Origin of the sequence: Sandarakinorhabdus sp. AAP62 (assembly GCF_000331225.1) — a bacterium.
GTDB lineage: Bacteria > Pseudomonadota > Alphaproteobacteria > Sphingomonadales > Sphingomonadaceae > Sandarakinorhabdus.
Genome location: NZ_ANFY01000010.1, coordinates 41,874 through 64,905 on the forward strand (window position 1 = coordinate 41,874; position 23,032 = coordinate 64,905).

The window sequence follows — 23,032 nt, forward strand, 5'->3', positions numbered from 1 at the left end:
CCCTCTGGCCAAGCGCGCCGCGCCCCCCTATCTTGACCGCCATGGCCTTTCTTGATCCCCCTGATGCCACCCAGCGCCGCCGGCGTTACTGGATTGCCGCCGGCGCCGTGCTGGCCACGACGATCCTGATGACGATGTTCCTGATCGAATCGCGCTGGGGCTATTCCAAGCAGGACCCGATCATCATCTATGCGCAAAGCTGGAAGGCCGACCGCAGCCGGGAGGATGCGATCGCAGATGTGAAGGCCACGAAGGCCGCGCGTGAAGCCCGGCTGGCAGAAGCCCGCGCCGCCATTGCCACGCTCTCCGGCCAGGCCAAGATCGACGCGCAGGCGCAATATGATGCCTATGTGGAGGGCGGCGGCTTCAAGCGTGATCTGCCCTATGTCGCCGCCGAGCCGAGCGTGGAGGGCATCGTGCGCGTGCCGGCCCCGGCCGAACCGCCGATCGAGTGACCGGCACCACCGAAGACTGGCGCTGCATGGGCGCGGCGCTGGCGCTGGCCAGCCGCGGCATCGGCACGACCTTCCCCAACCCGTCTGTTGGCTGCGTGATCGTCAATGGCGGCCGCGTGGTCGGTCGCGGCTGGACGCAAGCTGGCGGGCGACCCCATGCCGAAGGCGTGGCACTGGCGCAGGCCGGCGCGGCCGCCGCGGGCGCCACCGCCTATGTGACGCTGGAGCCCTGCGCCCATGTGTCCCCCCGCGGCCCGGCCTGCGCCGACAGCCTGATCGCCGCCGGCGTGGCGCGGGTGGTGATTGCCGCGCACGACCCTGATCCGCGCACCAATGGCGATGGTGCCGCCCGCCTGCGCGCTGCCGGCATTTCGGTTGCGAGCGGCGTGCGCGCCGCCGAAGGCGAACAGCAACTGGCCGGCTTCCTGACGCGGCTCAACCTTGGCCGCCCGCACATCACGCTGAAACTGGCCGTGTCGCTGGATGGCGCCATCGCCATGGCCAATGGTCGCAGCCAATGGATCACTGGCGACCGTGCCCGCGCTGCCGCCCATCTGGAACGCGCCCGCGCCGATCTGATCGTTGTTGGCCGTGGCACCTGGGATGCCGATGCGCCCACGCTGGACGTGCGCCTGCCCGGCCTCGAATCGCGCAGCCCCCGTATTGGCGTTGTCGGGCGCGGAGACGGCCTGCCGGGCCATGTCTCGCATTTCCCCGATCTGGCCGCGCTCACTGCCGATCCGGCGCTTGCCGTTCTGGTTGAAGGCGGCATGGGGCTGGCCGCCAGCCTGTGTGCCGCCGATCTGGTGGATGCGCTGCTGTTGATGCGGGCGCCGATCCTGATCGGGGCGGGGCGCACACTGGGCGATATCGGCCTGGCTGATCTGCCGCACGCCCATGGCCGCTGGGCCATCGGACCGGCGATGACGCTCGGCCCCGACCGCATTGAACGTTACACGCGGACACGTTAGGGCAACCCCATGTTCACCGGCATCATCACCGACATCGGCACCATCACCCACGTAGAGGAGCGCGGCGATCTGCGCGTGACGGTGCATACCGCCCATGACACCAGCGGCATCGCCATCGGCGCTTCGGTGGCCAACAGCGGTGTGTGCCTCACCGTTGTCAGCAAGACCGCGAACAGCATCAGCTTTGACGTGTCGGCCGAAACCCTGCGCTGCACCGCCAAGGGCATGTGGGACCAGGGCGCGCGGCTCAATCTTGAGCGCGCACTCAAGGTGGGCGATGAACTCGGCGGCCATATCGTCACCGGGCACGTCGATGCTGTCGGCCGCATCACCAGCATCGAGGCCGAAGGCGATAGCAAGCGCTTCACCTTCCAGATGCCGGCCAGCGTCGCGCCCTATGTGGCGCCCAAGGGCAGCATCTGCCTGAATGGCGCGTCACTCACGGTCAACGAGGTCAGCGATGACGATCTCGGCCACTGGTTCACGGTGAACATCATCCCGCACACCGCCGAGTGGACGACGTTCGGCACGGCAGCGGTGGGCGACGAGGTGAATATCGAGATCGACGTGCTGGCTCGCTATCTGTTCCGGATGAACCAGCTGAAGTCTTGACAGCGCAATGTGATGGGCGCATCGCAACTTCACATTCTGATGTGAGGTCCAAATGAGCGAGTCCCTGATTGCCCGGCTGCGTGACCTTGTCGCCAGCGGTGAGGAGAGCAAAGCCGGCATGGCCCGCGCCGCCGGCCTGCACGCCAACAGCCTCCGCGCCCTCGACGAAGCCGATTGGAACCCGACCACCGACACGCTGCGCAAGCTGGAGAACTGGCTGGCCGATCGCAGCAGCGGCCCGGCGCTTTCCCCGATCGAGGATATCATCAACGAGGCCCGCAACGGCCGCATGTATATCCTGGTTGATGATGAAGACCGCGAGAATGAAGGGGATCTGATCATCCCCGGCCAGATGGCGACGCCGGATTCGATCAACTTCATGGCCAAACATGGCCGCGGCCTGATCTGCCTGGCCATGGCATCGGAACGCGTGAAGGCGCTGGGCCTGCCGCTGATGGCGCAGCACAATGGCACCCGCCATTCGACCGCCTTCACCGTTTCGATCGAGGCGAAGGAAGGCGTCACCACCGGCATTTCGGCGGCAGACCGCGCCCGCACCATCGCGGTGGCCATCGATGCCGCCAAGGGCCCGGAACATATCGTTTCGCCTGGTCACGTGTTTCCGCTCGTCGCCCGCGATGGCGGCGTGCTGGTGCGCGCCGGCCATACCGAGGCCAGCGTGGATATCTCGCGCCTGGCCGGCCTCAGCCCGTCGGGCGTGATCTGCGAGATCATGAACGACGATGGCACCATGGCGCGCCTCCCCGATCTGATTCCCTTCGCCCGCCGCCACGGCATGAAGATCGGCACCATCCGCGATCTGATTGCCTATCGCCACGCCCACGACCGGCTGGTCAAATGCGTCGCCGAAACCAGGCTGGAAAGCTGGCACGGCGGCGAATGGACGGCGAAAACCTATGCCAACACCGCCGAATATGGCGAGCATATGGTGCTGCAGAAGGGCCGTGTCGAACCCGGCAAGCCCACGCTGGTCCGCGTCCACACCCAATCCATGTTCACCGACATGTTTGCCGAAAAGGGCGAGCGCGCCGGCCAGCTGCAGCGTGCCATGGACGTGATCGGCGAAGAAGGCGCCGGCATCATCGTCATCATCCGCGACGGCAGCCCCACCGCCATTTCCGAACAGATGCGCGCCAAGGGCCAGGGCGAATCCATCGTGCTGCGCGATTACGGCATCGGTGCGCAGATCCTGGTCGATCTTGGCGTGACCGACATGATCCTGCTCACCAACCAGCATCGCAACATCGTCGGCATCGAAGGCTATGGCCTGCACGTGGTTGGCGAACGCGCCATCCCGCCCCGGAGTTAAGCCCCATGCACATCCTGATCGTCGAAGCCCCGTTCTACACCCACATCGCCGACATGCAGCGCGACGGCGTCACCAGCGCCCTGAAGGCCGCCGGCGCCACCTGGGACGTGATCACCGTGCCCGGCGCGCTGGAAGTGCCGGCCGCCATCGCCTTTGCCGACGCCAGCGGCGAATATGATGGTTATGTCGCGCTAGGCTGCGTGATCCGCGGCGAGACCTATCATTTCGAAGTCGTCGCCGGCGAATCCGCCCGCGCCATCATGGCCCTGACGCTGGACGGGCTGGCCATCGGCAACGGCATCCTGACCGTGGAAAACGAAGCCCAGGCCATCGCCCGGGCCGACAAGAGCCAGAAGAACAAGGGCGGCGAAGCGGCGGCCGCCGCACTGGCCATGGTGGCGCTGAAACAGCGTTTTGCCTGAACGCGGCTTTGCCGGTGGCGCAGCGGCGCGGCTGATGGCACAGTGATGCCAGGGTCAGCCGCCGCTTCCGGGGGGAATTGCCGTCATGACCATTGGTGACAAGACAGGCCGCAGCCTCGATTGCGACCTGATCATGAAGGGCGGGGTGACGAGCGGCATCGTCTATCCCGGGGCCATCGGCGCCATCACCCAGCGTTATCGCCTGCGCAACATCGGCGGCACATCGGCCGGGGCTATCGCCGCGGCGGCGGCAGCCGCGATGGAATATGGCCTGCGCAGCGGCCGCAACCCCGAGGCCCGCGAACAGATGATGTGGCTGAGCCAGCAGACGGCGCAGCGCACTTCCACCGGCGGCAGCTATCTGCAGGCGCTTTTCGAACCGGATCCCGCCACTGCGCCGCTGCTGCACTTTCTGATGCCGGGGCAAGGCGGACGCAGCGCCGCGGCGCTTGCCCTGTTCGGCCGGCCCTTCGCGGGCTGGCTGGCGCTGGCGGTCGCCCCCGCCATCATCGTGGGCCTGGCCTTTGCCAGGGGGCCGCTGCACTGGTCGCCCGCAGCGGCAACATTGGTTGGCCTGTTCTGTGCTGCGCTGATGATGCTGGTCACCATCGGGGCGCTGCTGCACCGGACACTCAACCAGCTGGCCGGCCGCGTGGTGGATAACGGGCTGGGCATCATGACCGGCATGGCTGCCAGCGGCGCCAGGGTTGATGGCGTGGCCGTGCCGGGGCTGACCCAATGGCTGCACGACAATGTGCAATCCCTGGCGGGCCGCACCGGCGGCACTGCCGACGACGTGCTGACCTTTGGCGATCTGTGGACGGTGGACAGCGGCGGGGTGCCCAGCGCCCGAAACGAACGCGGCATTGATCTGGTCCTGGTGTGCAGCGATCTCAACCGGCTGGAATCGGTCAGCTTTCCCTTCCTGCCGGAAAACCACCGCCTCTATTATGATCCGCGCGCCTGGGCCCGGCTGTTCCCGGCCGATGTGCTCGCCGCGATGGCGCCCTGTTCCTGGAGCGTGCACGACGAGGGCATGCCGCCGGGGCTGGGCTATACCGCCGACGAGATCTGTGCGGCGGCCGCAGCCTGCGGCGAGGTTGGCCGACATCTGCGACTGCTGCCCAAGGGCAAGGATCTGCCGATCATCGTCGGCGCGCGCGCCTCGATGGCGTTCCCCGGCCTGTTCACGCCGCTGCCACTGTGGCTGCTGCGCTGGGTGGGCCAACCCGAAGTGCCCGACGAACGCCGTCCCATCCTGTCACCGGTCTTTCTGTCGGATGGCGGCATCACCTCCAATTTTCCCATTCACCTGTTCGATGGCGCCGTGCCCAACCGGCCAACCTTTGCGGTCAACCTGCTCTATCCCGGCGATGATCTGTCGATCGAGGAATATCGCGATATCGACGCCAGCCGCAGCCGGGCGGTGCCGGGCAATGTCCGCACCCTGGGCGGCACCAATGAACGCGTGGCCGAAACCGGCCTGATCGATCTGATCATGCCCTTCGCCAACAGCGATCGGGTGCGATTCTACAAGGCACCGGCCAGCGGCGCTCCCGTCGCCCAGCTGGCCGGGCTGGCGATGCGCGTCGTGGAAACCGCCCGCACCTGGGCCGATGTCAGCCATTATGATCAGACCGGCACGCGCGATCGCGTCATCCACATCCGCCTTTCTGGCGCCGAAGGCGGCTTCAACCTCAACATGGACAAGGCCACCATCGAAAGCATCGACAACAAGGGCAGCATGGCCGGGACCGTTCTGGCCAGCCGCTTTGACCCGCGCCAACCCACCGACCCGCTGGATGATCCGGAACGGCCGCGCTTCCAGCTCGACTGGATGAACCATCGCATGGTGCGAATGCACGGCTTCATCGCCGCGCAGGATCTGCTGGCCGACCGGTTCAACGATTGTTTCTGGCCCAGGGGCAATCCCGGCCTGCAGGTCAGCAACCCGCTCTATCGCGATCTGCTCACCCCGGGCACGCATTTCCACGATGTGTCGTTGCGGCTTGATGCCATGGGCGCGCTGCCAGTGCCGGATCCCGATCCGCTGGATCGCGTGCTGCGCCCGATGGCGGTGTTGCGGATGCGACCGGCCACCAGCGATCCGCGCTCCACGCAGCGGCCCTGAACGCGCCGCGCCCGCGACAGTCTGAAGCGCGGCGCTCATGCCGCAGTGCAACATCGGCCGCCACGGCCCATAGCGGCGCCAGCCTGTTCCTCCGTTCAGGTTGGCGCGGGTGCGGTTCTGGCGATCCGACCCGCCTGCTCTGCACCCGCGCCCCCTGCCGCCAGGCGTCCCCCGTCACCCAATTTGCCACCATGACAGCGCGGCTTGTTCCGCCTATGGCATGCCGCATGACCGGCCTGGGCCACATTGATCACTGGATCTTCGATCTCGACAACACGCTGTACCCGGCGCACTCGGCGCTGTTTCCGCAGATCGATCAGCGCATGGGCCTGTATATCCAGCGCCTGCTGAACGTTGACCCACAAGAGGCGCATCGCATCCAGAAGGAACTCTATCACAGCCACGGCATGACGCTGCCCGGCCTGATGGCGCTGCACAATGTCGATCCGCACGATTTCCTGGCGCAGGTCCACGATGTCGATATCGAGGTCCTGCGCCCGCATCCGGAACTCGGCGACCTGATCAGCCGCCTGCCGGGCCGCAAATATATCTTCACCAACGCCGATGCGCCTTATGCCGAACGCGTGCTGGAACGCCTTGGCCTCACCCATGCCTTTGATGCGCTGCACGACATCCACGCGCTGGATTATGTGCCGAAACCGCAGCCGCCGGCCTACACCCACATGTGCGCCGCCCACGGCATCAACCCGAAACGCGCGATGTTCGTCGAAGACATGGCGCGCAACCTGACGCCCGCCAAGGCCATCGGCATGACAACCGTGTGGATCGACAACGGCTCCGAACAGGGGCCGGGCAGCGACCGCAATCACATCGACTTCATCATCAACGACCTCGCCGCCTTCCTGGCCGAGGTGCTGGAACAGGTGGAAAGCCCATGAACATCGAAGCCATCATCAACGCCGGCTGGGAAGAGCGCACCAGCGTCACCAGCGCCACCCACGGTGAATTGCGCACCGCCGTCAACGCCGCCCTCTCGGCCCTCGACGCCGGCGAATTGCGCGTGGCGGAGCCCGACGGCACCACCCACCAGTGGCTGAAGAAGGCCGTGCTGCTGTCCTTCCGCTTGGCTGACAATGTCGTCATGCCGGGCTTTGGTCAGGCAGGCTTCTACGACAAGGTGCCGCTGAAGTTCGACGCCTGGGGCGACAACCAGTTCCGCGCCGCCGGCTTCCGCGCCGTCCCCGGCGCTGTCGTCCGCCGTGGTGCCTATATCGCGCCCGGCGCCGTGCTGATGCCCAGCTTCGTCAACATCGGCGCCCGCGTCGGCAAGAACAGCATGGTCGATACCTGGGCCACCGTCGGTTCGTGCGCCCAGATCGGCGAGAATGTCCACATCTCCGGCGGCGCCGGCATCGGCGGCGTGCTCGAACCGCTGCAGGCCAACCCGGTCATCATCGGCGACAACGCCTTCATCGGCGCCCGCGCCGAAGTCGCCGAAGGCGTCATCGTCGGCGAAGGCGCCGTGCTCTCGATGGGCGTCTACCTCGGCGCCTCCACCAAGATCATCGACCGCGCCACCGGCGAAATCCACATGGGCCGCGTGCCGCCCTACGCCGTCGTCGTCTCCGGCAGCCTGCCCGGCAAGCCGCTGCCCGACGGCACCCCGGGGCCGAATTTGTACTGCGCGGTGATCGTGAAGACGGTGGACGCCCAGACCCGCAGCAAGACCGGCATCAACGAACTGCTGCGCGACTGAGAAAAGCGGCCTCCGCACTGGCCTTCGCCAGTGTGACTGGGCAGGGTCGCAGACCCTGCACCCGTTCGATTTGGCGGATCCTTGCATTACAAGTTGATCGTCATGCTGGCGCAGGCCAGCATCCATCGCGGCGCGCGCACTCGCTTGGTTTTCTTTGGCCCCGGACTCTCCGTGGATGCTGGCCTGCGCCAGCATGACAATGACCCAGGGGAAGCAGGACTGAAACGACGAAAGTGGGTGCAGGGCCTCAGGCCCTGCCCAGTCACACTGGCGAAGGCCAGTGCGGAGGCTCCTGCCTATTCCCTTTGCCCCTTGCCATCGCGCACCCGCCCCGCTTTGATGCCCGCAACAAGGGGACACATCATGCGCACATTCATCGCTGCACTTCTGGCCGCCACCATCGCCGTTCCGGCCGCTGCACAAGCGCTTCGGCCTGATCAGCAGGCGTTTCGCGCGCTCTACAAGGAGCTGGTGGAGACCAACACCACCGTCTCCACCGGCAGCTGCAACCTGGCGGCCGAGCGGATGGCGGCGCGATTGAAGGCGGCGGGCTATCAGGATGCGGATATCAGGCTGTTCCAAGGCTCAGCCGAACGTCCGCAGGATGGCGGCATGGTGGCCACGCTGAAAGGCAGCGACCCCAAGGCCAAGGCCATATTGCTGCTGTCCCACCTGGATGTCGTGGAGGCCAAGCGGGCGGATTGGGAGCGGGATCCGTTCACCTTCATCGAGGAAGGCGGCTTCTTCTATGGCCGCGGCGTTTCCGACGACAAGGCGCATGGCGCGATCTTCACCGATGCAATGATCCGGCTGAAGCAGGGCAAGGCGCCGAAGCGCACGGTGAAGCTGGCGTTGACCTGTGGTGAGGAAGGCGGGCCGCACAACAGCGCCAAGTGGCTGGTGGAGGAGCATCGCGACTGGATCGAGGCGGAGTTCGTCCTGAATGAAGGCGGTGGCGGCAAGGCCGACGCCACGGGCAAGCCGATCAGCCTGGCCTTTCAGGCCGGCGAGAAAGTCTACCAGGATTTCACACTCGAAACCCGCAACCCCGGTGGGCACAGCAGCCGCCCGCGGCCCGACAATGCCATCTATGAACTGGCCGCCGGGCTGGTGCGCCTGTCGCGCAATGATTTCCCGGTGATATTGTCGGACACGACGCGCGCCTATTTCGCCGAGATGGCCAAGCTGAGTGATGCGCCGACGGCAGCGGCCATCCGTGCCGTGCTGGCCAATCCGGCCGACGCGGCTGCCGAAGCCATCGTGTCGAAGGATCCGGGCTGGCACAGCACGCTGCGCACCACCTGCGTGGCGACGATGCTGGACGCCGGCCATGCGCGGAATGCCCTGCCGCAGCGCGCCCAGGCCAATGTGAACTGCCGCATGTTCCCCGGTGAGAGCGTGGAAAAGGTGCGCGGGCAGATCGTGGAGCGGCTGGGTGACCCAACGATCACCGTCACCCCGCGTGCCAGCGAAAACCCCGAAAAGGCCGCCCCGCCGCCGCCGCTGTCGGACATGGTCTATGGCCCCGCCGTCGCGCTCGCCGCCAAACATTTCCCCGGCATCCCGCTGATCCCGACCATGTCCACCGGCGCCACCGATGGCCGCTACCTCAACGCTGCCGGCATGCCGACCTATGGCATGCCCGGCCGGTTCGGCATGCCCGACGGCAATGGCGTCCACGGCCTCAATGAACGCATCTCGGTGGCCGGCGTGATGAAGGAACGCGATTATCTGTTCGATCTGATCACCGTCTACGCTGGCAAGTAAGGATTCCAGGATGCGCGCGCTCTTCCTCACCGCTGCCCTGCTCGCCAGCACCGCAGCCCAGGCCCAATATGTCAGCCAACAGCCCGGCGAGCCCGCGTTCCGCGCGCTGTTCAAGGAAATGGTGGAGACCGACACCAGCCTGACCACCGGCAGTTGCACGGCGGCGGCAGAAAAACTCGCCGTGCGCTTCAAGGCCGCCGGCTTCGCCGATGCCGACATCACCCAGTTCAGCGTGCCGGAGTTTCCGAAGGAGGGCGGCATCGTCGTCCATCTGAAGGGCGCTGACCCCAAGGTGAAGCCGATGCTGCTGCTCGGCCACCTCGACGTGGTCGCCGCCAAGCCGGAAGACTGGACGCGCAGCCCGTTTAAACTGATCGAGGAAGACGGCTATTTCTATGGCCGCGGCACCTTTGACGACAAGGCGCAGGCCAGTATCTGGGCCGATCTCCTCATCCGCATGAAGGCCGGCAAGGCGCCGAAACGCACCATCAAGCTGGCGCTGACCTGCGGGGAGGAGACCACCTACGCCTTCAACGGCGCCGATTGGCTGGCCAGGAACCGCCCGGAACTGATCATGGCGGAATTCGCGCTCAACGAAGGCGGCGGCGGCCGCAACGGCCCCGATGGCAAGCCGCAGGGCCTGGCCGTGCAGGTAGGCGAAAAGACGGTGCAGAATTTTTGGGCAGAGGCCACCAACCCCGGCGGCCACAGCAGCGTGCCCCGGCCAGACAACGCCATCACCGATCTCACCGCCGCCGTGGTCGCCGTGAACCGCCACGAATTCCCGGTGCAGTTCACCGATACCACCCGCGCCTATTTCGCCACGCTGGCCAAGGTGATGCCCGATCCAGTTGGCCCCGCCATGGCCCGCCTGCTCAGCAATCCCGATGATGCAGAGGCCAATCGCATCGTTTCGATGGACCCCACCAATCACAGCGTGCTGCGCACCACCTGCGTCACCACCCTGCTGGAAGCCGGCCACGCCGAAAACGCCCTCGCCCAGCGCGCCCGCGCCAACGTGAACTGCCGCATGTTCCCCGGCACCGATCCCAATGCGCTGAAGGCCGATCTGGAAAAGATCATCGCCAATCCCAAGGTGAGCATCAGCCTGAAGCCGCCGATCCGCCCGGTCGCCAAGCCCACCCCGATGAACCCCGCCATCATCGGCCCGATGCAGACCGTCGCCGCCAAACATTTCCCCGGCGTGCCCATGCTGGCGATGATGAGCACCGGCGCCACCGATGCCATCTTCATCACGCCCATAGGCATTCCGGTCTATGGCGCACCCGGCACGATGATCGATGCCGATGGCAACGGCATTCACGGCCTCAATGAACGCATCAGCGTGCGCAGCCTGATGCAGGGCCGCGATTATCTCTCCGATCTGGTGGCCGTGCTCGCCAATCCCAAATAGTCTGGCACTCTGGCCCGCAACACCCTACATGCCGGCCATGGACCTCGCCCACCTGCTCACCCCGGAAGCCCTGTCCGCCTTTGGCCAGGTGGTGCTGATCGATGTCGTGCTGGCCGGAGACAACGCCATTGTTGTCGGCGCGCTCGCCGCTGGCCTGCCGGCGGCGCAGCGCAAGAAGGTGATCCTGATCGGCATCATCGCCGCGCTGGTGCTGCGTATCGGCTTTGCGCTGGCCGTGACGCAATTGCTGCAGATCGTCGGCCTCATCCTCGCCGGCGGCCTGCTGCTGCTGTGGGTGGCGTGGCGCATGTGGCGCGAAATCAACCCGCGCACTGCCCTGATCGACGCGCCGGGCAGCGACAGCGATGATTTCGTCGCCACCGATGCGCCGCCGCCGGCCAAGAGCTTCGCCGCCGCCGCATGGTCGGTCGCGCTGGCCGACGTATCGATGAGCCTTGATAACGTGCTCGCCGTCGCCGGTGCCGCCCGCGAACACCCCGATATCCTCATCGCCGGCCTGGTGCTCTCGGTCGCGCTGATGGGCATCGCGGCCAACATCATCGCCCAATATATCGAACGCTACCGCTGGATCGCCTATGTCGGCCTGATCGTGATCGTCTATGTCGCCTTCAAGATGATCTGGGAGGGTTTCAACGAAGTCGCCCCCATCGTGCAGCCGATGGTTGGCATGTAATCACCCCTCTCCCCCTGCGGGAGAGGGTCGACTTGGCACAGCCGAGCGGGGTGAGGGGGCAACGCCCCCTAAGGCACCAGCACCGTCGATCCCGTCGTCAGCCGCGCCGCCAGATCCTCGTGCGCCTTCGCGGCATTGGCCAGCTTGTAGCGCTGGTTGATCGCCAGTTTCAGGCCCCCAGAGGCCATCAGGCCCAGAACGCGACCCGCATGCTGCAGCCGCTCTTCGGTGCTCGCATAATAATCAAACAGCGTCGGCCGCGTCGCAAACAGCGATCCCTTGCGCGCCAATATGCCCAGATCCACACCCGAAACCGGGCCGGATGCATTGCCGAAGCTGATCATCAGCCCGCGCCGCTTCAGGCTGTCCAGGCTCGATTCCCAACTGTCCTTGCCCACGCCGTCGAACACCACATCCACACCGCGACCGCCGGTCAGCGCCCGCACCTGCGCCGCCACATCGCTGCCATCCAATATGCCATGATCGGCCCCGTGCGCCGCCGCCAGTGCCAGTTTCTGCGGCGTGCCGGCCACCGCGATCACCGTCGCCCCCACCAGCTTCAGCCATTGCATCAGCAACAGGCCCACACCACCCGCGGCTGCCGGCACCAGTGCCCAGTCCCCCGGCCGCACCTTCGCGCAGCGCTCCACCAGGAATTCCGTGGTGCAGCCCTTCAACAGCCCGGCCGCGGCCATGTCGTCCGATACGCCATCCGGCAACGGCACCAGCATCGCTGCGGCAATGTTGCGGTGCGTGGCATAGGCGCCGATTGGCCCCCAGCAATAGCCCACGCGTGTGCCCACCGGGATCGTCACACCCTCGCCCACGGCCTCCACCACGCCAGCCGCTTCCAGCCCCAGACCAGACGGGTAGGCAATCGGATAGAGGCCGGACCGGTGATAGGTATCGATGAAATTCAGCCCGATCGCCGTATGGCGCAGCAGCACCTCACCCGGCCCCGGCGGCGGCAGCGTGATATCCTGCCACTGCATCATTTCCGGGCCACCACTCGCATCGATCCGGATCGCCTTCATGCCCACTCCCCTTATGCTGCACTTATGTTGCGCGGTAACTGATTGTTTTTGCTCAAATGGCGGTTCGACTCAGCATCACCTTGCCGATTGCCACTTCCCGCCGCTACACTAACGCGAACAGAGCCAAGGAAAAGAGGCATTGCGGCCATGAAGATCAGCTTCGACATCGATTGCACGCCGGAAGAAGCCCGCGCCTTCTTCGGCCTGCCCGATCTGCAGCCGCTGCACGATGTCTATCTTGATCGCATGAAGACCGCGATGACCGAAGGCATCACGGCCGCCGATTGGCAGCGCATGATGCAGAACTGGGCGCCCGGCATCGCCGGCGGTTTCGAACAATGGCAGAAGCTGATGATGGCCGGGCTCAGCGCCGCCGCCGGCAAGTCGCAAGGCTGAACGACAAGAGATGACCGCCACCATCGCGGCGCTGGCCAGCGGCCGTCCGCCGGCAGCGCTCGCCGTCATCCGCCTGTCTGGCCCGGCCGCCCTTGCCGCCGTGCAAGCCCTGGCTGGCCGCATCCCGCCACCGCGCCGCCTCAGCCTGTGCCGGCTCCACGCCGGCGATACACTGCTCGATGAAGCCCTCGTCGTCATCTTCCCCGGCCCCAACAGCGCCAGCGGGGAAGACCTGGCCGAATTCCACCTGCACGGCGGCGCCGCCGTCGTTTCCGGCGTGCTCGCCGCCCTCACTGCCCTGCCCGGTGTGCGCCTCGCGGAACCCGGCGAATATACCCGCCGCGCCTTCGCCAATGGCCGCATGGATCTGGCGCAAGTCGAAGGCCTCGCCGATCTCGTCAGCGCCGAAACCGCCAGCCAACGCGATCAGGCCCTCGCCCTTGCCGGCGGCGCCCTCGGCCGCCTGGCTGATCAGTGGCGCGAACGCTGCCTGATGCTGCTGGCCGAAGCCGAAGCCGGCCTCGATTTCGCCGAAGACGAAGCAGATGTCGCCGAACGCCTCGATGAAGCCGCTCGCCACCAATTGTTCGCCATGGCCGAGGAGCTGGCCGGCCTGATCGCCGATTCCGCCCGCGCCGCACGTATTCGTGAAGGCCTCTCCATCGCCGTCACAGGGCCGCCAAACGTGGGAAAGTCCAGCTTGGTCAATGCCTTATCCATGCGTGACGCTGCCATCGTCACCCCCATCGCCGGCACCACCCGCGACGCAATCGAAGTCCCTGTGGATCTTGGCGGTATCGCCGCGGTCCTCATCGATACCGCCGGTCTGCGCGACACCACCGACCCAATCGAGGCAGAAGGCATTGCCCGCGCCCGCCGCCGCGCCGCCGCCGCCGATCTCGTCATCAGCGTCGCCAGCGCCGACGCGCCCGCTTGGCCCACGCCCCCCGCCAACGGCCCGCCCCACCTCCAGCTGCTCAACAAATGTGACCTCGGCCAGCCCGAACTGCCACAAGCTACCCTCGCGGTCTCCGCCACCACCGGTGCCGGCATGGCCGCCCTGCGTGACTGGCTCGCCGCCTGGGCCCACACCACCACCCGCCCCGGCGAGCCCGCACTCCTGGCCCACGCCCGCCACCGCGCCGCCTTCGCCGACGCACAAACCGCCCTGCGCGACGCCGCCGACGCCCCTGAACCCGTCCTGCGCGCCGAGTCCCTCCGCGCGGCCGCCCACGCCTTCGGCCGCATCGCGGGACGGATCGGCGTGGACGACGTGCTGGACCGCATATTCAGCCGCTTCTGCATCGGGAAGTAGTTTCCCTCTCCCCTTGCGGGAGAGGGTCGACTCGCCGCAGGCGAGCGGGGTGAGGGGTTGTTGAAGTTGATGATTGAAGAATGCCTCCGGCGGGCAGGGACTCTGTCCCTGCACCCATTTGTTTTCGTGCGCGCTTTGCGTGAAGCGCGCTCATCGGCGCCGCAGGCAATGAAAAGTGCCTGCGGCGCTGCCTTTCGAACCTGAAGCACCGCCTCAAACGAAAGTGGGTGCAGGGGCTCAGCCCCTGACCGCCGGAGGTATCCTTCTCTCCTGCTCGAATGTTTCACGTGAAACATCACCAACGAATCGCTATGGACAACCCCATGCACGATTACGACGTCATCATCGTCGGCGCCGGCCACGCCGGTTGCGAGGCAGCCGCAGCCGCTGCCAGGCGCGGCGCGCGTGTGGCGTTGGTCACGCTGCGCGCCGATGATCCCGGCACGTTGAGCTGCAACCCGGCGGTGGGTGGCATCGGCAAGGGCCACCTGGTCACCGAGATTGATGCGCTGGGCGGCATCATGGGGCGGGTGACAGATGCGGCTCGCTTGCAGTCGCGCTTGCTCAATCGCTCCAAGGGCCCGGCCGTCCACGGCCCACGCGCGCAGGTGGATCGTGCGCTGTATCGCACGGCGATGGCCGAGGTGCTGGCCACGTTCCCGACCCTGTCTGTCATTGCCACTGCTGTGGAGGGGCTGGTTCTGGAGCAGGGCCGCATCACGGGTGTCGAGACCGCACACGGCCGATTGAATGCGCCGGCCGTGGTGTTGACCACCGGCACCTTCCTGGGTGGCATGATGCACATTGGCAGCCAGCGCGAAGCCGGTGGCCGGGTTGGCGCGCAAGCGAGCGATCTTGGCGCGGCGCTGCGGGCGATGGGCTTGCCGGTGAGCCGCCTTAAGACGGGCACTCCGGCCCGGCTGGATGGCCGCAGCATCGATTGGGCGGTGCTGGACTGGCAGCATGGCGATGCCGATGATCCGCGCTTCAGCCGATTTGGCAAGGCCAATGGCCGGCCGCCGATCCCCTGTGCCGTGACACGGACCAATGCCGAGACGCATCGCATCATCCGTGATCACCTGGGCGAATCGGCCTTGTATGGGGGCCATATCGATTCGGTCGGCCCGCGTTATTGCCCGTCGATCGAGGACAAGGTGGTGCGCTTTGGCGATCGTGACGGCCACCAGATTTTCCTGGAGCCGGAGGGTTATGATGACATCACCATCTATCCCAACGGCCTTTCGACGTCGCTGCCGCTACATGTGCAGGAAAAGTTCATCGCCTCGATCAAGGGACTTGAGCGCGCCCGCATTCTGCGCGCCGGCTATGCCATTGAGTATGATCATGTCGATCCCCGCGCTTTGACGCCGGGCCTGGCCGCCAAGGATGTGCCGGGCCTGTTCCTGGCGGGCCAGATCAACGGCACTACTGGCTATGAGGAAGCCGCCGCACAGGGCCTTGTGGCCGGCGCCAACGCAGCGGCGACTGCGCTTGGCCTGCCCGCGCTCAACGTTGACCGCACTTCTGCCTATATCGGCGTGATGATCGACGATCTCACCACGCACGGTGTGGCTGAGCCCTATCGCATGTTCACCAGCCGCGCCGAGTATCGCCTGCGGTTACGGGCCGACAATGCCGATCAGCGGTTGACACCGCTGGGCCTTGATCTCGGCCTCATCCCCGCCGCGCAAGCTGCTGACTTCGCAAACCAACAGGCCTCGCGCGAGGCCGCCCGCGCCCTGCTCGACAAATTATCGGCCACACCGCATCAACTGGCCAACCACGGTATCGAAGTTCGTCAGGACGGCCAATTGCGTTCCCTGTTCGACTGGCTGCGCTTTCCGGCTGTCAGCCACGAGGCGGCTCGCCGCGTCTGGCCGGAACTGGCGCAAGTGCCCGATGATCTGCTCGCCAGCCTTGCTGTGGATGCCAACTACGCCGCGTACATTGCCCGGCAGGAAGCCGAAGTCGCCGCCTTGCGCCGGGACGAAGGGCTGACATTGCCCGCCGATCTTGACTACGCGGCTGTGGCGGGACTTTCCAGGGAGATGACCGAGCGCCTCAGCCGTGCCCGTCCTCTCACCCTCGGCGCCGCCAGTCGCGTGCCGGGCATCACACCCGCCGCCTTGATCGCCCTGCTCCCATACACCACCCGCAGGGCCGCCTGAGATGAGCGATGATGCCCGCGCCGCCTTTGCGGGCGAGTTTGATGTTTCACGTGAAACATTGGCCAAGCTTGATCGCTATGCCGAGCTGCTCACCGAATGGCAGCAGCGCATGAACCTGGTCGGCCCGTCCACCCTACCGCATATCTGGGATCGGCATTTCCGTGATTCGGCGCAACTGCTGGCCATTGCTGGCACTGGCAAGTCATGGCTCGATATTGGCGCCGGTGGCGGCTTCCCTGGCCTGGTGCTCGCGATCCTTGATCCTCAATCCAACATCACGCTCGTGGAATCCATCACGAAGAAATGCCGCTTTCTGGACACGGTGGCCCACGAAACGGACACCGTCGGCCACGTGACAATTGCCAATGTCCGCGTCGAGACACTGGCCGGCAGCAAATTCGACATCATCACGGCCCGCGCCGCCGCCAGCCTGGAAACGTTGTTCGATTGGGGCCTGCGCTTTGCCGGCAGCGGTACACGCTGGATCCTGCCAAAGGGTGCCCGGGTGCAGGAAGAGCTTGCCAGCGCCGCCAACCGGTTCCACTTTGCCCACCAGCTGATTCCCAGCCGCACCGATTCCGATGCCCGTATCGTGGTCGCAACAGGGGTGAAACGCCGATGATCATCGCGGTCGCCAACCAGAAAGGCGGAGTCGGCAAGACTACCACGGCGGTGAACCTCGCCACGGCCCTGGCCGCCATCGGCAAGCGCGTGCTGGTGGTGGACAGTGACCCACAGGGCAATGCCTCCACCGGTTTCGGCGTTGGTCGCAAGGATCGCGACCCGTCCATCTATCAGGTGCTGGTCGATGGCGTGCCCGCCGCCGACGCTGTGCGCGATACGGTCATCCCTGGCCTTTCCATCCTGCCCGCCACCCCGGCCCTCGCCGGCGCAGAAGTCGAACTGGTGGATGCCGATCGTCGATCCAACCGGCTGGCGGATGCCCTCGCCAGCCTGCCGGCCTTCGACTTTGTGCTGATCGATTGCCCGCCCTCGCTCGGCCTGATCACGGTCAACGCACTGGTCGCCGCCGATGCCGTGCTGGTGCCACTGCAGAGCGAATTCTTTGCCCTGGAAGGCCTGAGCCAGCTGCTTGGCACCATCGAACGGGTCAAGGCCGGGCTCAACCGCCGGCTCGAACTGCTCGGGATCGTGCTGACCATGGTCGATCGCCGCAATCGCCTGTCTGATCAGGTTTGCGCCGATGTGCGAGCCGTGATGGGCGCCAAGGTATTGAAAACACAGGTCCCGCGTAATGTCCGCCTGTCGGAAGCGCCCAGCCACGGCCTGCCGGCTCTGATCTACGACAGCCGCTGCGCCGGCTCCGAAGCCTATCTGGCGCTGGCCCGTGAGCTCCTGGACCGATTGGATACCCCGCTGGTCGTGGCCAACTGACGAGAGAGATGATGACCGACACGAAGCGCAAATCCGGTCTTGGCCGCGGGCTTTCGGCCTTGCTCGACGACATTGCGGCGCCACCCACCGCCACTGCACCTGGCGTTGTCCGCCTGCCCGTCGCCGACATCGTGCCCAACCCCGGCCAGCCGCGCCGCCAGTTCGACGAAACGGCGATGGCGGAACTCGTGGCCTCGGTGAAAGCCCATGGCGTGCTGCAGCCGATCCTCGTGCGCCCCCATGAAGGCCGTCACCAGATCATTGCCGGTGAACGCCGCTGGCGCGCCGCACAGGCTGCCGGGCTGCATGAAATCCCCGTGGTGCTCCGCCGGCTGGATGATCGGCAAGTCTCTGAAATCGCGCTGATCGAGAATATCCAGCGCGCCGATCTCAACGCCATCGAAGAAGCGCGCGGCTACCAGAAGCTCATCGCCGATTTCGGTCATACCCAGGCCGCGCTCGCCGAAATCGTCGGCAAGTCGCGCAGCCATGTCACCAACCTGCTGCGCCTGCTCGATCTGCCGGCCACGGTGCAGACGCTGGTGGAATCAGGCGCCCTCTCCATGGGCCACGCCCGGGCGCTGGTTGGGGTGGCCAATGCCGAAGCGTTGGCCGAACGCGCTGTAAAACAAGGTCTTTCGGTCCGCGCCCTCGAAGCCCTCGTCGCCGGCGGCAAGGCCAAACCGAAATCCAACCGCACCGCACCAACACCCGCGGCCAACGATCCCAACAGCGACGCGCTTGAAGAGCAACTCGCCGAAGCCCTCGGAATGCCGGTTGCCCTGCAGGTCGCCCCCGGTGCCAGCAGCGGCAGCCTGACCATCCGCTTTGCCGACCTCGATCAACTCGACATGTTGTGCAGCAAGCTGGGCGTGGCTTGAGGCATCAAGAGAACTGCCTCCGGCGGGCAGGGTCGCGGACCCTGCACCCGTTTGTTTTCGGGCAGCCCATCACACAAGGGACAGCGCCGCAGGCAATGTGAACTTGCCTGCGGCGCTTTCCTTGATTTCACGCTCAAGGCAAATTCGAAAGTGGGTGCAGGGCCTCAGCCCCTGCCCGCGGCGGGTCCCATCGAAACTATGTTTCGATGGGTGCCCTCGGAGGCCCACTTCTTCCCCTCGAACCAGCCACGGCCGCCCGTCGCGTCAGATCGAGCAACAATTGCTGCGCCCCGAGATCGGCCAGGCTGCCAGTCGCCTTCACCGCGCGTTCGGCGGCCAGGATGTCGCCCATGGCCGCCGCCAGGGCCGGCTGCGTCCACAGCGACAGCGCCTTGATAATGATCGGCTTTTCCTTCCAGAAAATCGCCTTGCCCTGGCTTTCGACGACGGCGGCCGGGGTGTCTCCGCCATCGACTTCGATGCGCAATTGGGTGAGCTGGGCGAAGCGGCGTTCGAGGGCGCGCAGCAAGGGTATGGCGGTGCCGTCGGGCAAGCGGCCGATGAGGTCAGTGGCTTGTGCGACGTCGCCGGTGGTGATGGCCGCGATGGGAGCGAAGAGCTCGGCTTCGCCGGTGGCGATGCCCAGCGCGGCAAGATCTTCGGCGGTCAGCTGCTGCGGGCTTTGCGGGCTGGCATCCTTGTAGAGGGCGTATTTTTCCAGTTCGCGGCGCATGATCATGCGATCACCGCTGGCGCTTTCGAACAGGGCTTCGGGCACGCCGCGATCCAGCCGCAGCCCGAGCGGTGCTGCCATCTCGGCGAGCAGGCGGCCAGCGTCGCGAAGGGAGGCTTCGTAATTGATGCAGGCGGCAATGGCGGGGTGCTTGTCGGCGAGAGTCAGCAGCTTGCTGCCCTTCTTGAAACTGCCGGCGACGGCCAGCACCGGGTGGCCGGGCGGCCCTTCCAGCAACGCTTCGACGGCCGCCAACGCATCATCATCGAGGCCATCGACGCGCACCAGTTCGCGATCCCCGAACATGGAGAGGCTGGTGGCGGCGGCCATCAACGCTTGCGGATCCGATCTCAGCGTGTTGCCGGCGAGTTCGGTGATGGTGATGCCCCCACCCATCCCGGCACCCAGCCCGGCGGTGACCTGGCCGGCCATGTCGCGCGAGGTGGATTCATCGGGGCCGTGCAGCAGTACCAGCCGCACATCCGCAGGCCAGGCGCGGGCGATGGCCGCAATCCGGGCCGCGTCGGCCTTCATCAGCCTTTTGCGGCGCGGGCGTAGCGGGCGAGCCGCGCGCTGATCTGGCGGGCGATATCGGTCGACAGCCGCTCCAACGCCGTGGTTTCGGCGGCGACGACGGCAAAATTGGAGCTGACACGATCGATGCCGGCGTCGGCGGCGGCGGTATCGTCCACCAGCACGGTGCCGGTGGCAGCGTCGATCAGGCGGTAACGGGCCCGCAGGGTACGGCGTTCCCGCGCGGCCGAGGAGTCGCCGCGCACACCAAAGGCGGTAATCTGATCATCCAGCGCGATTTCGAGGCGATAGCGCGGGTTGGCGACACCAAGGCCGAACTGGTCCGCCAGTGCCTGCCGCACCATGAAACCGGCTCGTTCCGGGATGGGCGCGATAGCGATATCGGCCAGCAGGGTTGCAGGAGCAGAGGTGCTGCCACCGGCATAGACCGGGGTGAGCTGACAGCCGCCCAACAACAGCATGGAGGCCAGCATCGCCGGCATCAGGAGCAGAAGAGGGCGGGTATCAGGCAACGATATTCACCAGGCGATCGGGAACCACGATGATCTTCTTTGGCGCGGCGCCGTCAAGGGTACGGATCACGCCCGGCAGCGCCAGTGCGATGGCTTCCAGCGCGGTCTTGTCGCTGCCCTTGGCGGCGGTGAAATCACCTTTCAGCTTACCGTTGACCTGCACGGCAATGGTCACCTCGTCGTCCACCAGCAGCGCCGGATTGGCGACAGGCCAGGCGGCATCGCACACCAGGCCATCCTGCCCAAGCAGCGCCCACGCCTCTTCGGCCAGGTGCGGCGCCATCGGCCCCACCAGCTGCACCAACGTGATCACCCCGGCGCGGCGGCTGGGGCCGGCAGCACTGCGTTCCAAAGCACCCACCAGCTCATACAGGCGGGCGACAGCCTTGTTGAACTGCAGCTTGTCGATATCGCTGGTGACGGCGGCGATGGCGCGGTGCACGCTGCGATCCAGCTTCACGTCGGCGGCGCCACCGGCCGCGGTCGCCGTGTCTTCGGCCAGGCGCCACACGCGCTGCACGAAGCGCCAGGCGCCATCGATGCCTGCTTCCGACCAGGCGAGATCGCGTTCCGGTGGACTGTCGGACAGCACGAACCAGCGCACGGCATCGGCGCCATAGCGGCCCAGAATGGCATCGGGATCGATGACATTCTTCTTGGATTTCGACATCTTGATGACGCGCCCGATCTCGACGGGCTGGCCGTCATCCTTCAGCGTCGCCTCGGTCCCGGTGCGCTCCACCTCGTCCGGCGAGAACCAGATTGGCGGCAGGCCTTCTCCCTGCGGCCGGCTGTAGGTTTCGTGCGTCACCATGCCTTGCGTGAACAGGCCGGCGAACGGCTCCGCCACGTCGAGCATGCCGATATGCTGCAGGGCGCGCGTCCAGAAACGGGCATAGAGCAGGTGCAGGATGGCATGCTCCACCCCGCCGATATACTGGCCGACCGGTAGCCATCCTGCCGCCACGGCCGGATCGAACGGACGATCATCGGGCGCGCTGGCAAAGCGGATGAAATACCACGATGAATTGGTGAAAGTGTCGAGCGTGTCGGTCTCGCGACGGGCCGGCTTGCCGCATTGCGGGCAATCCACATGCTTCCACGTCGGGTGGCGATCGAGCGGGTTGCCCGGCACGTCGAAGGTCACGTCTTCGGGCAGGATCACCGGCAGCTGCTTCTTTGGCACCGGCACCGCACCGCAGATCTCGCAGTGAATGATCGGGATCGGCGTGCCCCAATAACGCTGGCGGCTCACGCCCCAATCGCGCAGGCGATATTGGGTGACGCCCTCGCCCCAGCCCTCGGCCTCGGCCCGCGCGATCACGGCGGCGCGGGCCTCGTCGGCGCTCATGCCGTCCAGCCAGCGCGAATTCACCATACGGCCGGGGCCGGTGTAGGCCTCGTCGTGAATGGGGGCATTCTCCTCGCCCTCTTCGGCCACCACGCGGATCACCGGCAGCTGATATTTGCGGGCGAAATCCAGATCGCGCTGGTCATGGCCGGGGCAGCCGAACAGGGCGCCAGTACCATAATCCATCAGCACGAAATTGGCGACGAACACCGGCAGGCGGATGGCGGGATCAAGCGGGTGGATGACGCTCAAACCCGTGTCAAAGCCCAGTTTTTCCTGGGTTTCGATATCGGCGGCCGCCGTACCGCCGGCTTGGGCAGAGGCGATGAAAGCGGCCAATGCCGGGTTGTTTTCCGCGCACTGGCGCGCCAGCGGGTGATCGGCGGCGATCGCAGCGAAACTGGCACCGAACAACGTATCGGGCCGAGTGGTGAACACGTCGAAACTGCCGCCGGAACCACCTTGATCCTCTCCGTCAAGCGGAGAGGGGGCAACCCTAAAGGTGAAGCGCAGCCCGGTTGAACGGCCGATCCAGTTTTCCTGCATCAGCTTGACCTTGTCAGGCCACTGATCGAGCGACTTCAGCCCGTCGACCAGATCGTCGGCAAAATCGGTGATCTTCAGAAACCACTGGTTCAACTTGCGGCGCTCGACCAGCGCGCCCGATCGCCAGCCGCGGCCATCGATCACCTGCTCATTGGCCAGCACGGTCATGTCGACCGGGTCCCAGTTCACCGCCGATTCCTTGCGATACACCAGCCCGGCCGCCAGCATGTCGAGGAACAGCGCCTGTTCCTGGCCGTAATAATCCGGCTCGCAGGTGGCCAGTTCGCGTGACCAATCGAGCGCAAAGCCCAGCCGCTTCAGCTGGGCACGCATCGCGGCGATATTGGCGCGGGTCCAGCCGCCAGGGTGAACGCCCTTTTCCATCGCGGCATTTTCGGCCGGCATGCCGAACGCATCCCAGCCCATCGGGTGCAGCACTTCAAAGCCCTGCGCCCGGCGCGTGCGCGCCACCACGTCGCCCATCGTGTAGTTGCGCACATGGCCCATGTGGATGCGCCCCGAAGGATAGGGAAACATCTCAAGGACATAGCTCTTGGGCTTGGCGCTGCCGTCGTGCGCGGCAAAGCTCTGCCGTTCGTCCCAAAGCGCCTGCCACCGCGCTTCGGCGGCCTGGTGGTCAAACCGGGGCATGAA

At 66.1% G+C, this 23,032-nt stretch carries 21 protein-coding genes; 17 read left to right on the plus strand and 4 right to left on the minus strand.

Annotation, left to right across the window (positions count from 1 at the left end):
* The first annotated feature begins 41 nt into the window (after positions 1-41).
* The 11 genes from D619_RS0110920 (at position 42) to D619_RS0110970 (ending at position 11,513) form a co-directional block, all read left to right on the plus strand.
* Positions 42-455, plus strand: coding sequence for a hypothetical protein (locus tag D619_RS0110920; RefSeq protein ID WP_017668630.1), 414 nt, complete (start codon positions 42-44; stop codon positions 453-455).
* Positions 456-481: 26 nt separating this feature from the next.
* The gene (gene ribD, locus D619_RS0110925; protein ID WP_033373472.1) at positions 482-1,426 is read left to right on the plus strand and encodes a bifunctional diaminohydroxyphosphoribosylaminopyrimidine deaminase/5-amino-6-(5-phosphoribosylamino)uracil reductase RibD; all 945 of its coding nucleotides are present in this window, start codon (positions 482-484) and stop codon (positions 1,424-1,426) included.
* Between the two features lie 9 nt (positions 1,427-1,435).
* Positions 1,436-2,038, plus strand: a complete 603-nt coding sequence (locus tag D619_RS0110930) for a riboflavin synthase (RefSeq protein WP_017668632.1) — start codon at positions 1,436-1,438, stop codon at positions 2,036-2,038.
* 52 nt (positions 2,039-2,090) lie between these two features.
* Positions 2,091-3,368: a 3,4-dihydroxy-2-butanone-4-phosphate synthase gene (gene ribB / locus D619_RS0110935; protein ID WP_017668633.1), complete on the plus strand. Its 1,278-nt coding sequence runs from the start codon at positions 2,091-2,093 to the stop codon at positions 3,366-3,368.
* Positions 3,369-3,373: 5 nt separating this feature from the next.
* Positions 3,374-3,790, plus strand: coding sequence for a 6,7-dimethyl-8-ribityllumazine synthase (locus D619_RS0110940; protein WP_017668634.1), 417 nt, complete (start codon positions 3,374-3,376; stop codon positions 3,788-3,790).
* An 85-nt stretch (positions 3,791-3,875) separates the two neighbouring features.
* Positions 3,876-5,921, plus strand: a complete 2,046-nt coding sequence (locus tag D619_RS18125) for a patatin-like phospholipase family protein (protein ID WP_017668635.1) — start codon at positions 3,876-3,878, stop codon at positions 5,919-5,921.
* A gap of 227 nt (positions 5,922-6,148) precedes the next feature.
* Positions 6,149-6,820 (plus strand): pyrimidine 5'-nucleotidase, encoded by a 672-nt coding sequence (locus D619_RS0110950; protein ID WP_017668636.1) that lies wholly within the window; start codon positions 6,149-6,151, stop codon positions 6,818-6,820.
* Positions 6,817-7,638 (plus strand): 2,3,4,5-tetrahydropyridine-2,6-dicarboxylate N-succinyltransferase, encoded by an 822-nt coding sequence (gene dapD / locus D619_RS0110955; protein WP_017668637.1) that lies wholly within the window; start codon positions 6,817-6,819, stop codon positions 7,636-7,638. The genes D619_RS0110950 and dapD overlap by 4 nt, the downstream gene beginning before the upstream one ends.
* 363 nt (positions 7,639-8,001) lie before the next feature.
* Positions 8,002-9,405 (plus strand): M20/M25/M40 family metallo-hydrolase, encoded by a 1,404-nt coding sequence (locus D619_RS0110960; RefSeq protein WP_017668638.1) that lies wholly within the window; start codon positions 8,002-8,004, stop codon positions 9,403-9,405.
* Between the two features lie 10 nt (positions 9,406-9,415).
* A complete protein-coding gene (locus D619_RS0110965) occupies positions 9,416-10,819 on the plus strand; it encodes a M20/M25/M40 family metallo-hydrolase (protein ID WP_017668639.1) in 1,404 nt (467 codons plus the stop codon).
* A gap of 37 nt (positions 10,820-10,856) precedes the next feature.
* Entirely contained in the window at positions 10,857-11,513 is a 657-nt protein-coding gene (locus tag D619_RS0110970) for a YjbE family putative metal transport protein (RefSeq protein WP_020480468.1), read from the plus strand.
* 68 nt (positions 11,514-11,581) lie between these two features.
* Here the strand turns inward: D619_RS0110970 and D619_RS0110975 are convergent, their stop codons facing one another.
* Positions 11,582-12,547, minus strand: a complete 966-nt coding sequence (locus tag D619_RS0110975; RefSeq protein ID WP_017668641.1) for a quinone oxidoreductase — start codon at positions 12,545-12,547, stop codon at positions 11,582-11,584.
* A 147-nt stretch (positions 12,548-12,694) separates the two neighbouring features.
* Between D619_RS0110975 and D619_RS16395 the strand changes: the two genes are divergently transcribed.
* The 6 genes from D619_RS16395 (at position 12,695) to D619_RS0111005 (ending at position 18,702) form a co-directional block, all read left to right on the plus strand.
* Complete coding sequence (locus D619_RS16395; RefSeq protein WP_017668642.1) at positions 12,695-12,943, plus strand: DUF6489 family protein; 249 nt, start codon at positions 12,695-12,697, stop codon at positions 12,941-12,943.
* Positions 12,944-12,953: 10 nt separating this feature from the next.
* Entirely contained in the window at positions 12,954-14,258 is a 1,305-nt protein-coding gene (gene mnmE, locus D619_RS0110985; RefSeq protein WP_017668643.1) for a tRNA uridine-5-carboxymethylaminomethyl(34) synthesis GTPase MnmE, read from the plus strand.
* 323 nt (positions 14,259-14,581) lie between these two features.
* Positions 14,582-16,426, plus strand: a complete 1,845-nt coding sequence (gene mnmG / locus D619_RS0110990; protein WP_026090962.1) for a tRNA uridine-5-carboxymethylaminomethyl(34) synthesis enzyme MnmG — start codon at positions 14,582-14,584, stop codon at positions 16,424-16,426.
* 1 nt (position 16,427) lies between these two features.
* Positions 16,428-17,048, plus strand: a complete 621-nt coding sequence (rsmG, locus tag D619_RS0110995) for a 16S rRNA (guanine(527)-N(7))-methyltransferase RsmG (protein ID WP_017668645.1) — start codon at positions 16,428-16,430, stop codon at positions 17,046-17,048.
* The gene (locus D619_RS0111000) at positions 17,045-17,821 is read left to right on the plus strand and encodes a ParA family protein (protein WP_017668646.1); all 777 of its coding nucleotides are present in this window, start codon (positions 17,045-17,047) and stop codon (positions 17,819-17,821) included. The genes rsmG and D619_RS0111000 overlap by 4 nt, the downstream gene beginning before the upstream one ends.
* 8 nt (positions 17,822-17,829) lie before the next feature.
* Positions 17,830-18,702 carry a ParB/RepB/Spo0J family partition protein gene (locus D619_RS0111005; protein WP_017668647.1) on the plus strand — a complete coding sequence of 291 codons (873 nt, stop codon included), beginning with the start codon at positions 17,830-17,832 and terminating at the stop codon, positions 18,700-18,702.
* Between the two features lie 196 nt (positions 18,703-18,898).
* Here the strand turns inward: D619_RS0111005 and holA are convergent, their stop codons facing one another.
* From holA to leuS, 3 genes are read right to left on the minus strand one after another with little or no spacing between them, the layout of a single operon-like run.
* On the minus strand, positions 18,899-19,969 hold the full coding sequence (holA, locus tag D619_RS0111010; protein ID WP_017668648.1) for a DNA polymerase III subunit delta: 1,071 nt from the start codon (positions 19,967-19,969) through the stop codon (positions 18,899-18,901).
* Positions 19,969-20,451, minus strand: a complete 483-nt coding sequence (gene lptE / locus D619_RS0111015) for an LPS assembly lipoprotein LptE (RefSeq protein ID WP_017668649.1) — start codon at positions 20,449-20,451, stop codon at positions 19,969-19,971. The genes holA and lptE overlap by 1 nt, the downstream gene beginning before the upstream one ends.
* Before the next feature lie 22 nt (positions 20,452-20,473).
* Complete coding sequence (gene leuS / locus D619_RS0111020; protein WP_017668650.1) at positions 20,474-23,029, minus strand: leucine--tRNA ligase; 2,556 nt, start codon at positions 23,027-23,029, stop codon at positions 20,474-20,476.
* Positions 23,030-23,032: the final 3 nt, after the last annotated feature.

Excerpts from the sequence above, each read along its gene's own strand:
- D619_RS0110920 (WP_017668630.1), top strand. The coding sequence starts at position 42 with ATGGCCTTTCTTGATCCCCCTGATGCCACCCAGCGCCGCCGGCGTTAC.
- ribD (WP_033373472.1), top strand. The coding sequence starts at position 482 with ATGGGCGCGGCGCTGGCGCTGGCCAGCCGCGGCATCGGCACGACCTTC.
- D619_RS0110930 (WP_017668632.1), top strand. The coding sequence starts at position 1,436 with ATGTTCACCGGCATCATCACCGACATCGGCACCATCACCCACGTAGAG.
- ribB (WP_017668633.1), top strand. The coding sequence starts at position 2,091 with ATGAGCGAGTCCCTGATTGCCCGGCTGCGTGACCTTGTCGCCAGCGGT.
- D619_RS0110940 (WP_017668634.1), top strand. The coding sequence starts at position 3,374 with ATGCACATCCTGATCGTCGAAGCCCCGTTCTACACCCACATCGCCGAC.
- D619_RS18125 (WP_017668635.1), top strand. The coding sequence starts at position 3,876 with ATGACCATTGGTGACAAGACAGGCCGCAGCCTCGATTGCGACCTGATC.
- D619_RS0110950 (WP_017668636.1), top strand. The coding sequence starts at position 6,149 with ATGACCGGCCTGGGCCACATTGATCACTGGATCTTCGATCTCGACAAC.
- dapD (WP_017668637.1), top strand. The coding sequence starts at position 6,817 with ATGAACATCGAAGCCATCATCAACGCCGGCTGGGAAGAGCGCACCAGC.
- D619_RS0110960 (WP_017668638.1), top strand. The coding sequence starts at position 8,002 with ATGCGCACATTCATCGCTGCACTTCTGGCCGCCACCATCGCCGTTCCG.
- D619_RS0110965 (WP_017668639.1), top strand. The coding sequence starts at position 9,416 with ATGCGCGCGCTCTTCCTCACCGCTGCCCTGCTCGCCAGCACCGCAGCC.
- D619_RS0110970 (WP_020480468.1), top strand. The coding sequence starts at position 10,857 with ATGGACCTCGCCCACCTGCTCACCCCGGAAGCCCTGTCCGCCTTTGGC.
- D619_RS0110975 (WP_017668641.1), bottom strand. The coding sequence starts at position 12,547 with ATGAAGGCGATCCGGATCGATGCGAGTGGTGGCCCGGAAATGATGCAG.
- D619_RS16395 (WP_017668642.1), top strand. The coding sequence starts at position 12,695 with ATGAAGATCAGCTTCGACATCGATTGCACGCCGGAAGAAGCCCGCGCC.
- mnmE (WP_017668643.1), top strand. The coding sequence starts at position 12,954 with ATGACCGCCACCATCGCGGCGCTGGCCAGCGGCCGTCCGCCGGCAGCG.
- mnmG (WP_026090962.1), top strand. The coding sequence starts at position 14,582 with ATGCACGATTACGACGTCATCATCGTCGGCGCCGGCCACGCCGGTTGC.
- rsmG (WP_017668645.1), top strand. The coding sequence starts at position 16,428 with ATGAGCGATGATGCCCGCGCCGCCTTTGCGGGCGAGTTTGATGTTTCA.
- D619_RS0111000 (WP_017668646.1), top strand. The coding sequence starts at position 17,045 with ATGATCATCGCGGTCGCCAACCAGAAAGGCGGAGTCGGCAAGACTACC.
- D619_RS0111005 (WP_017668647.1), top strand. The coding sequence starts at position 17,830 with ATGATGACCGACACGAAGCGCAAATCCGGTCTTGGCCGCGGGCTTTCG.
- holA (WP_017668648.1), bottom strand. The coding sequence starts at position 19,969 with ATGAAGGCCGACGCGGCCCGGATTGCGGCCATCGCCCGCGCCTGGCCT.
- lptE (WP_017668649.1), bottom strand. The coding sequence starts at position 20,451 with ATGCCGGCGATGCTGGCCTCCATGCTGTTGTTGGGCGGCTGTCAGCTC.
- leuS (WP_017668650.1), bottom strand. The coding sequence starts at position 23,029 with ATGCCCCGGTTTGACCACCAGGCCGCCGAAGCGCGGTGGCAGGCGCTT.